Raw genomic sequence first — 9,616 nt, 5'->3', positions numbered from 1 at the left:
TACGCCGCGCAGACTGATGATCCTCGCCCGGAAGAATGAGAAAGAACTCTTTCACGACGATCTGAGCTCTCTTGGTCTGGGGCAGATCAGCGCGCCAGAGGCGCGCGCTGTGGTGCGGGGTACGGAGACCGTCGCCCTTGCCGGGGATCACGACGCCGGTCATGACACTGGTCGCAATTGCCTGATGCAGGGCTTTGTCCGCGTTGTACGTGACAACTGTTGCACTGTTCTGACCGGAGCGCAGGTAAACGGCATCCGCTCTGGCGGCGGTCGGTGGCAGGTGAGCACGCCCTTCGGGGCATTCAGTGCCGCGTCGCTCGCAAACGCGGCCAGCGCTGCGGGCCATGAGGTGACCGTGATGGCAGAAGTCGCGCCCAGTGGGATTGTGCCTTGCCGCCGGGCAATAGCGCGTATTCCGGCGCCTGACGGGCATGACCCAAAGGGATGGCGCATGTTTTTCGGGGTCGGCGAGAGCTGCTACGCGAAGCCTGACGCAGGCGCGCTGCTGGACCCGCCCGCAGAGGAGGACCTTGTCGCGCCGCAGGATGCCCGGGTGATGGATGCGACGCCGGCCGGTCCGGGGGCGAGCAGAAAGATCGGATCTGAACCGGCTATGGTTGATGCGCCGACGCCATGGCGGCTCAGATGACCGGCAGGTTGCCCGCAAGTGCCAGCGTAGCGACCGGTGGAGACGGTGCAAGGATGCACGCCCCCGCCGCCGCCCGGAATGCCGGTGCGCTGAGCGAATTTCTGCAAAGCCATGCGCCCGTAACCGGCACCGCTCTGGAAATCGCCAGTGGCACCGGACAGCATGTGGCGGTATTTGCCGCCGCCCTGCCCGGTCTGATCTGGCAACCTTCTGACGTCGATCCAGCGCGCCGTGCCAGCATTGATGCCTGGGCGCAGGACTCCGGGGCCGGAACAGTCCTGCCCGCGATTGATCTCGATGCAACGCGGGCGGGCTGGTCGGCGGATCATGCAGGCCAGGCGTTAATTCTGGTGGTCAACCTGCTGCATCTGATCTCCGGCCCCGCGGCGCAGACCGTCGTTGCGGAAGCAATGGCGGCGCTGTCACCCGGCGGGCGGTTTATCTGCTACGGTCCCTTTCGCCGCGACGGGAAGCTGACCAGCGAGGGTGACGCCAGGTTCGACGCAGACCTGCGCGCGGCTGATCCCGCAATCGGGTATAAGGATGACGGTGAGATCACGGCGTGGCTGCGGGCTGCGGGGGCGACAGGTCTTTCCTGTCACGAAATGCCGGCGAACAACCTCGCCTTTGTCGCGACGTGCGGTTGAACCCGGCACTGCGGCGTGCCGGGGGTTGTCCTGTACCCGGTCTATGGTTCAGCCATCGATGCGGATGCGTTCGTTTTTCGGATCATAGGGGCTGTCCTCGGTGACTTCCGCGTCCCAGAGCCGGTCAAGCATCTTCACCTGCAGCTTTGTGCCGGCGACCGCAAGATCGGGCGTCACGTAGCCCATCCCGATGGATTTCCCGAAGGCAACCGAATAGCCGCCGGAGGTCAGACGGCCCACACGGGTGTCGCCATGATAAAGCGCCTCGCGGCCCCAGGGGTCGGCATCTTCCGGCCCGTCGATGAGAAGCGTCACGCATTTTGAGCGCACACCGGTTTTCTCAAGCTCTGCCTTGCCGTGGAAGTCTTTGCTGAGATCCACAAAACGCGGCAGATCAGCCTCCAGAGGGGTCGCGTCACGGCCAAGCTCATTGCCGAAAGCGCGGTATGATTTCTCCTGTCTGAGCCAGTTCTGCGCCCGGGCGCCTACGAATTTCATCCCCAACGGCGCACCTGCAGATTCGAGCTGATCAAAAAGGTAGTTCTGCATCTCGATGGGGTGATGCAGTTCCCAGCCAAGCTCGCCGGTATAGGCCACGCGGATCGCCCGCACCGGGCACATCCCAAGCTCGATATTGCGCAAGGTCAGCCACGGGAAGCGCTTGTTGGAGAGTACCGTCGCCGGGTCGGCATCTTTCACAAGCGCGTTCAGGACATCGCGCGACTTTGGCCCAGCGATGGCAAACACGCCCCACTGCGTCGTCACGTCGTGGCATTCGATATAACCGACTTCCGGGGCTTTGTCCTCGATCGCCTTGCGCAGGAAATCGCCGTCATAGGCCGTCCAGGCACCGGCACTCACGAGATAATATTCATGCTCCGCAAGCCGGACGATGGTGTATTCCGTGCGCGTCGTGCCACGGCCGGTGAGCGCATAGGTCAGGTTGATACGCCCCACGGAGGGCAGTTTGTTACAAGTGAACCAGTTGAGGAACTGTGTGGCCCCGGGCCCTTTGACAAGATGCTTGGTGAAGGCCGTGGCATCGATGAGACCCACGCCCTCGCGGATCGCTTTCGCCTCATCTACCGCGTGCTGCCACCAGCCGCCGCGCCGGAAGCTGCGCGCGTCATGGTCGAAACTGTCCGGTGCGTCCAGCGGGCCGAAATAGTTGGGCCGCTCCCATCCGTTCACATGACCAAACTGCGCGCCGCGCGCCTTTTGCCGGTCATAGGCCGGGGCCGTACGCAGCGGGCGGCAGGCCGGGCGTTCTTCATCCGGATGGTGCAGGATATAGACGTGTTCGTAGGCTTCCTCATTTTTGCGCGCGGCATATTCGGTGGTCATCCAGTCGCCATAGCGTTTGGGGTCGAGCGAGGCCATGTCGATCTCTGCCTCGCCCTCAACCATCATCTGCGCCAGGTAATAGCCGGTTCCGCCGGCGGCTGTGATGCCGAAAGAGAACCCCTCGGCCAGCCACATATTTCGCAGCCCGGGCGCGGGACCAACCAGCGGGTTGCCATCGGGGGTGTAACAGATGGGACCGTTAAAATCGTCCTTCAGCCCGCTCTCTTCGCAAGAGGGGATGCGGTGGATCATCGCCAGATACTGTTCTTCGATCCGCTCCAGATCCAGCTGGAAAAGATCGGCGCGGAAACTGTCGGGTACACCGTATTCAAAGCGCGCGGGCGCGTTTTTCTCATAGACACCGAGGATCCAGCCACCGCGCTCTTCACGCACATAGGATTGTGCATCAGCATCGCGGATCACCGGGTGTTCGGGGTTGCCCGCGTCTTTGCGGAATTTCACCAGTTCGGGGTCCTGATCCATGACGATGAACTGGTGCTCGACCGGGATCGCGGGGATTTTGATGCCGAGCATCTTTGCGGTGCGCTGCGCGTGGTTGCCGGAGGCAGTGACCACATGCTCGGCGGTGATCACGATCTGCTCGTCGGACGCCACCAGATTGCCGCCCTTTTCGACCATTTTCGTCGCGGTCACCTCCCAGTGGGTACCGGTCCAGTGAAAGGCATCCGCCTGCCATTTACGTTCGATCATCACACCGCGCTGGCGGGCTCCCCTGGCCATCGCCATGGTGACATCAGCGGGGTTAATATATCCGTCGGTGTGGTGATAGAGCGCGCCCTTGAGGTCAGAGGTGTTGATCAGCGGCCATTTCGCCTTGATCTCATCGGGCGTCAGCCACTGATAGGGCACGCCGCAGGTCTCGGCCGTCGAGGCATAGAGCATATATTCGTCCATGCGCTCATCAGTCTGCGCCATGCGCAGATTGCCCACGACCGCAAATCCCGCGTTCAGGCCGGTTTCCTCTTCGAGGGTTTTGTAAAAGCGGATGGAATAATCGTGGATATGCGTGGTTGCGAAGGACATGTTGAAGTACGGCAGCAGACCCGCCGCATGCCAGGTCGACCCCGACGTCAGCTCATCGCGTTCCAGCAGCATCACGTCGTCCCAGCCGGCGCGCGCAAGATGATAGGCGATCGATGTCCCGACGGCACCCCCGCCGACAACCAGTGCTTTGACCTGCGTTTTCATGACATGCTCTCCCGCGTTGGCGTCAATGCAGGATCATTAGCCCCAGATCGCAAAAAGGCGCAAAACGCGCCCGACCGGTCATGGCGGGAAAGCGACATGACGCGCTTCTGCGGGGTGGCAAAGCCGCGTTCAGGGGCGTGCGGGGAAGATTTTTCCAGGGTTCATAATGTTGGCCGGATCCAAAGCGGCCTTTATGGCGCTCATGATCACAGTGGCCTCTCCCAGCTCTTTTTCCAGATAGTCCTGCTTGCCCTGCCCGATGCCATGCTCACCGGTGCAGGTGCCGCCAACGGAGATCGCAAGCTCGCTGAGCCAGGACGCGAAAATTTCGGCGTTCTCCACCTCCTGCGGATTGTCCATATCGACAAGCGGCGTGACGTGGAAATTGCCGTCACCGGCGTGGCCGACAATGGGTGCGATGAGACCCAGGTCATCGGCTTTCTGCTGCGCGGCGGTGACGCATTCGGCCAGCCGCGAAATCGGGACGCAGGCGTCGGTTGCCACGCCTTTGGCGCCCGGGCGGTACTGCAGCATCGCCCAGTACGCATCGTGGCGGGCCTTCCACATGCGGTTGCGCTCTTCGGTGCTTGTAGTTGCCTCAAACCCGTGGCCGCCCACCTCACCGGCCAGTGTGCCGAAGATCTCCGCCTGCTCGGTCACGCCGTTTTCGGTACCGTGGAATTCCAGCAGCAAAAGTGGCGTTTCCGGCAGACTGAGCTTTGAATACCCGTTGATGGCTTTGACCATCGTTGTGTCGAGAAGCTCGATCCGGGCGACGGGCAAACCGTACTGGATCACGGATGTGACCGCCTGACAGGCCTCTTCAACCGATGGAAAGGAACAGCGGGCGGCACTCATGGCCTCGGGGATCCCCTGCAGGCGCAGGGTGATTTCGGTGATGACCCCAAGCGTGCCCTCACTTCCCACGAGCAGGCGGGTCAGGTCATACCCGGCAGAGGACTTGCGCGCGCGGGTGCCGGTGCGGATGATGCGCCCGTCAGCCATGACAGCCTCCAGCGAGAGTACGTTGTCTTTCATGGTGCCGTACCGCACCGCGTTGGTGCCGGAGGCGCGGGTAGAGGCCATGCCCCCGAGCGAGGCGTTGGCACCGGGATCAATGGGGAAAAAGAGGCCCTGATCGCGCAGGTGGGAGTTAAGATCCTCCCGAGTCACGCCCGGTTGCACGCGGCAATCGAGATCGCCGGGGTTGACCTCGATGACCTGATTCATCTGGCTGAGATCAATGCTGATCCCGCCGGCGGGAGCGTTCACGTGACCCTCAAGAGAGGTGCCGGTGCCATAGGGGATCACCGGCACGTCATGGGTGGCACAGACTTTTACCAGCTCAGAGACTTCCTGCGTGCTGGTCGGGAAAACCACCGCATCAGGTGCCTGGTTCTCGATCCAGGTGGTGGTGTGCCCGTGCTGCTCACGCACGGCCTGACCCGTCTGCAGCCGCTCGCCGAACTGTTGTTTCAGCAAGTCTATCACGGTGCGGATGCCGGTCTCGTTGCGCGGCAGCGTGGTTACGTTGACCATGTCACTCTCCTTGCGGCGCTGTGGCTCACTGCCCCAGCGCAATACCTTCGCGGCGCGGATCCGCACCGCCCTGAAGTGTCTCTCCCAGAGATATCGCGTGCAGACCGGATGTCAGAGCGCGGATGTTCACCTCATACCCCATCTGCGTCAGGTCCTGCTCCAGCGCTGCGGCCGCGCTGCCCTCTTCGAGGTCATAGGTGCCAAAACGGTTCACGGCATGAGGGACGGACACCGCCTCCTGCACGTTCATGCCCCAGTCGAGATGTGCTATGATGCTTTCGGCCACATAACCGATGATACGGCTGCCTCCCGGGCTGCCGATGGCCAGCACCGGAGCGCCGTCCTTCATAACGATCGTGGGCGCCATGGAGGAACGCGGTCGCTTGGCGGGCTCCACGCGGTTGGCGACCGGCACGCCCTCGCTGTGCGAGCGGAAGGAGAAATCGGTGAGTTCGTTGTTCAGAAGGAAGCCTCGCACCATCAGACGGCTGCCAAAACCGTTTTCGATGGTTGTCGTCACAGAGGCGACGCTGCCTTCGGCATCCACGATCACGAAATGCGAGGTCGAGGGCAGTTCGATGGAGGCATCATCGGCCCAGATCAGCGCGTGATCGAATGCCGGCGTGCCGGGCGCTGCCGATTCCAGCGCCTTGTCGCCGCTGAGCGCGCCCGCGCGGTCGCTGAGATAGGCCGGATCGATAAGCCCCTGCACGGGCACTGGCACGTAATCGCTGTCGGCCATGTAACGGCCACGGTCGGCGAACGCCAGACGCGAGGCGTCTCCTATAAGACGGCGCACATCCGCATCGCCGGGCCCGGCGCTGAGATCGAAGCCTTCAAGCATCCCGAGGATCTGGCCCACAGTCAGGCCGCCCGAGGACGGCGGACCCATGCCGCAGACGTCATGCGCACGGTAGCTGGCACAGACGGGAGCGCGTTCTTTGACCTCGTAGATGCTGAGATCCGTTTCGGAGAGCACCCCGGGGTTGCCTTCGGCACTGCGCACGGTACTGACGATGTCTGCTGCGATCTCCCCGGTGTAAAGGACCGCAGCACCTCCTGTCGCCATGGCCTGCAGCGTCTGCGCGTATTCCGGGTTTCTCAGGGTCTGCCCCACCGCGAGCGGTGTCCCGCCCGGCAGGAAATAGGCGGCCGTTGCGGGAAAGCGGGAGAGGCGGTCCGCATCGCTCGCGACAAGGGCGGACAGACGCGGAGAGACGCCAAATCCGGCCTCCGCCAGATCAGCCGCAGGCTGCAACAACCCTGCCCAGTCCATGCGGCCCCAGCGCTCATGCGCGGCCTGCATCAGCGCCGGCGTACCGGGTGTGCCGACAGAGAGACCGCCGACAACCGCATCAAAAAAGCCCAGCGGTTCACCGTTTTCGTCCTGAAAAAGGCGCGGCGTGGCCGCCAGAGGGGCAGTTTCGCGCCCGTCAAGCGTGGTCAGTTCGCCAGAGCCCGCATCGTAATAGACCAGAAAAGCGCCGCCCCCGAGCCCCGAAGATTGCGGCTCTACCAGACCCAGCACAGCCTGCACGGCGACAAGCGCATCCGCGGCTGTGCCACCGGCGGCCAGCACATCCGCACCGGCCTGCACCGCGAGCGGGTTGGCGGCGGCCACCATCCAGTCGCTGGCCTCCACCGGCGTGCGCGCGGCTTTGGCCTTAAAGGCGGCGGCAACATCCTCTGAGAGCGCCGCGAAAGCACCCTGCGTCGCGGGTTCGGGCTGGACCGCGTCAGCCGCCTGCTGGGCGTGCAGCTGCGTTGCAATCAGTAAAGCGGCAGTAACCGGGACTATACGCATAATTGTCCTTTCGGGGTCAGAGGAACGGGTCACAACATAGAAGGCACAACCTGATCCGGCGGCCGGTGGCCGTCGTCGAAGGTCTTGATATTGATGATCACCTTCTCGCCCATTTCAATCCGGCCCTCGCGCGTGGCGGAGCCCATGTGCGGCAGCAGAACGACGTTGCCAAGTTCACGCAGACGCGGATTGACCTTGGTGCCGTGCTCATACACATCAAGGCCGGCGCCCGCGATTTCGCCTGCACGCAGCATTCGTGTAAGGGCGTTTTCGTCGATCACCTCACCCCGTGAGGTGTTCACGATGACCGCTTCGGGTTTCATGAGTTTCAGCCGGCGTGCGTTCATCAGGTGAAAGGTCGAGGGCGTCGCGGGGCAGTTAACCGAGATCACGTCCATGCGCGCCACCATCTGATCGAGGCTCTCCCAGTACGTCGCCTCCAGCGCTTTTTCGACTTCGGGGCGCAGACGACGGCGGTTGTGATAATGCACCTGCATACCAAAGGCGGCAGCACGGCGCGCGACCGCCTGGCCGATCCGTCCCATTCCGAGTATACCCAGCCGGCGCCCGCCCACGCGCCCGCCAAGGAACGCCGTCGGCGCCCAGCCTTCCCAGGTATCGCCCTGCATAACCGCCAGACCCTCAGGGATGCGGCGCAACACCGCCAGCATCAGCGCCATGGTCATATCGGCCGTGTCGTCAGTCAGCACACCCGGCGTATTTGACACAAGTATCCCGCGCTGCCGGGCCGTTGAAACATCGATATGGTCCACGCCCGCGCCGTAATTGGCGATCAGCTTCAACCGGTCGCCGGCCTGACCGAGCAGTGCGGCGTCAATTGTATCGCTGATCGTAGGCACCAGCACGTCGGCAGACCGGATCGCCTCGCTGAGCTCATCCCGGCTCATGGGCGCATCGCTCTCACGCAGCCTGGCGTCAAAGAGCTCTGACAGGCGTGTTTCCACCGCTTCGGGCAATCGTCGCGTAACGACAACACTCAACCGCTGATCAGACATTTTGACACTCCCGGGACATGGCGCTTTGGTGCTTTGTATGACATGGTGGCCCAGGATGTGACGAGGCACAAGAACCCCGCACCCCGGACGAGAGCAAAATGCACGATACAGGCAACTTCATGAAACAATTGCTTCGCCGCGGATGCGCGGCCGTATTGCTGTGCAGTCTGTTTGGAGCCGCCTCGACGGCGACACAGACCGGAAAAGTAACCAACCTGCCCCTGCCGCGTTTCGTGTCGATGAAGGCGTCAGAGGGCAATGTGCGGCGCGGGCCGTCGCTCACGCACCGGATCGACTGGGTGTTCAAGCGCCGTGACATGCCGCTGCGCATCACAGCGGAGCATGGCCACTGGCGCCGGGTCGAGGACCGGGACGGCATCGGCGGCTGGGTGCACTATTCGCTGCTGTCGGGTGTGCGCACCGTAATCGTGGAGCAGGATATGCTCACCCTGCACCAGCGCCCTGACCGCGAGGCACCGGTCTCCGCGGCCCTTGAGCTGGGCGTGATCGCCCGGCTGGGCAAATGCGACCCCGGGTGGTGCCAGCTCCGCTCAGGCGGATATCGTGGCTGGGCGCCGAAAGAGAAGCTCTGGGGTGTCGGCGCAAATGAAATCCGCGACTGATTGCGCTGCTTCCGGCGGCGCGCCGGAGTGCCCGGCGCCGTTGCTGAGCCGATTGTCTTATCGGTATTTCCGGCAATATCTGTCTCTGACCCCGGAGCACCGCACGCCTTGCGCCTTAAAACCGCCCCTTAAATCTGCTGCCAACTTGCCCGCAGGCTGGCGCTGCGGTGAGCCCTGCGGCATGCATCCGGCAGGGAAATTGTCGAAATCGGGACTTGAACGTTGCGGCGCTTCGTCTTAATTACCGGCTCACGTTGGGATGTAGCCAAGTGGTAAGGCAACTGTTTTTGGTACAGTGTACCGTAGGTTCGAATCCTACCATCCCAGCCACCACCCCCTAAGTTATTGATATAATGCATATTTTTGCTTTTCAGCCCGTAGTTTCGGGAAGCTTTAGAGGTATAGAGATACCCCAGACCGGCGGATCTCCGATATTCTGCCCGTTTCCCTGAAAAGTCTGGAATCGCCATTTCCGCGGTAGCAGTTTGGGCGAATGTGATGGTGGTAGCATCGCATGCCAAGCGGTGAGATGTAGGCAGGTCTGCCGATCGCAATTCAGCAAATATAGCAACTCACTATTTTCATCGCGGCAATGGTCATTGTGAACCAGACGAGACATTCCGCTATTTTCGCCTGGTCCGGGTTAAACTGCTACCGCCCAGACTCAAACGATGGACAGTGCCTCGTAACCTTTTGATATTAAGCCTCTATTTCGGCACCATCAAAAGATGTACTGGAAGTTCGAATCCTACCAGCCCAGCCACAAGCCCCTAAGTCATTGATAT

General features: G+C 62.3%; 6 protein-coding genes, 1 tRNA gene and 1 pseudogene. 4 read left to right on the top strand and 4 right to left on the bottom strand.

The window, feature by feature from the left end:
- Nucleotides 1–649, top strand: a pseudogene (locus tag Q0M35_RS14810) (hypothetical protein); the annotation flags it as partial.
- Nucleotides 646–1,296 (top strand): DUF938 domain-containing protein, encoded by a 651-nt coding sequence (locus Q0M35_RS14805; RefSeq protein ID WP_295316642.1) that lies wholly within the window; start codon nucleotides 646–648, stop codon nucleotides 1,294–1,296. The pseudogene Q0M35_RS14810 and the gene Q0M35_RS14805, both read left to right, overlap by 4 nt.
- 48 nt (nucleotides 1,297–1,344) lie before the next feature.
- On the opposite strand, the gene Q0M35_RS14800 is transcribed toward Q0M35_RS14805, so the two are convergent.
- The 4 genes from Q0M35_RS14800 to Q0M35_RS14785 all read right to left on the bottom strand — a co-directional run bounded on the left by Q0M35_RS14800 (nucleotide 1,345) and on the right by Q0M35_RS14785 (nucleotide 8,208).
- Entirely contained in the window at nucleotides 1,345–3,849 is a 2,505-nt protein-coding gene (locus tag Q0M35_RS14800) for an FAD-dependent oxidoreductase (protein WP_295316641.1), read from the bottom strand.
- 129 nt (nucleotides 3,850–3,978) lie between these two features.
- The gene (locus Q0M35_RS14795) at nucleotides 3,979–5,388 is read right to left on the bottom strand and encodes an FAD-linked oxidase C-terminal domain-containing protein (protein ID WP_295316639.1); all 1,410 of its coding nucleotides are present in this window, start codon (nucleotides 5,386–5,388) and stop codon (nucleotides 3,979–3,981) included.
- A 25-nt stretch (nucleotides 5,389–5,413) separates the two neighbouring features.
- Nucleotides 5,414–7,192: a gamma-glutamyltransferase gene (ggt, locus tag Q0M35_RS14790; RefSeq protein WP_295316637.1), complete on the bottom strand. Its 1,779-nt coding sequence runs from the start codon at nucleotides 7,190–7,192 to the stop codon at nucleotides 5,414–5,416.
- 29 nt (nucleotides 7,193–7,221) lie between these two features.
- Nucleotides 7,222–8,208, bottom strand: coding sequence for a D-glycerate dehydrogenase (locus Q0M35_RS14785; RefSeq protein ID WP_295316635.1), 987 nt, complete (start codon nucleotides 8,206–8,208; stop codon nucleotides 7,222–7,224).
- A 98-nt stretch (nucleotides 8,209–8,306) separates the two neighbouring features.
- Between Q0M35_RS14785 and Q0M35_RS14780 the strand changes: the two genes are divergently transcribed.
- Together Q0M35_RS14780 and Q0M35_RS14775 are read left to right on the top strand one after the other, a co-directional pair.
- Entirely contained in the window at nucleotides 8,307–8,831 is a 525-nt protein-coding gene (locus tag Q0M35_RS14780) for an SH3 domain-containing protein (RefSeq protein ID WP_295316633.1), read from the top strand.
- 255 nt (nucleotides 8,832–9,086) lie between these two features.
- A tRNA-Gln gene (locus tag Q0M35_RS14775) sits at nucleotides 9,087–9,161 on the top strand.
- The last annotated feature ends 455 nt before the right edge of the window (nucleotides 9,162–9,616 follow it).

It is taken from the genome of Roseobacter sp. (assembly GCF_024639605.1).
Classification (GTDB): Bacteria; Pseudomonadota; Alphaproteobacteria; order Rhodobacterales; family Rhodobacteraceae; genus Roseobacter.
This window is presented reverse-complemented; position numbering and strand designations above follow the sequence as displayed.

Excerpts from the sequence above, each read along its gene's own strand:
- Q0M35_RS14795 (WP_295316639.1), bottom strand. The coding sequence starts at position 5,388 with ATGGTCAACGTAACCACGCTGCCGCGCAACGAGACCGGCATCCGCACC.
- ggt (WP_295316637.1), bottom strand. The coding sequence starts at position 7,192 with ATGCGTATAGTCCCGGTTACTGCCGCTTTACTGATTGCAACGCAGCTG.
- Q0M35_RS14800 (WP_295316641.1), bottom strand. The coding sequence starts at position 3,849 with ATGAAAACGCAGGTCAAAGCACTGGTTGTCGGCGGGGGTGCCGTCGGG.
- Q0M35_RS14785 (WP_295316635.1), bottom strand. The coding sequence starts at position 8,208 with ATGTCTGATCAGCGGTTGAGTGTTGTCGTTACGCGACGATTGCCCGAA.
- Q0M35_RS14805 (WP_295316642.1), top strand. The coding sequence starts at position 646 with ATGACCGGCAGGTTGCCCGCAAGTGCCAGCGTAGCGACCGGTGGAGAC.
- Q0M35_RS14780 (WP_295316633.1), top strand. The coding sequence starts at position 8,307 with ATGCACGATACAGGCAACTTCATGAAACAATTGCTTCGCCGCGGATGC.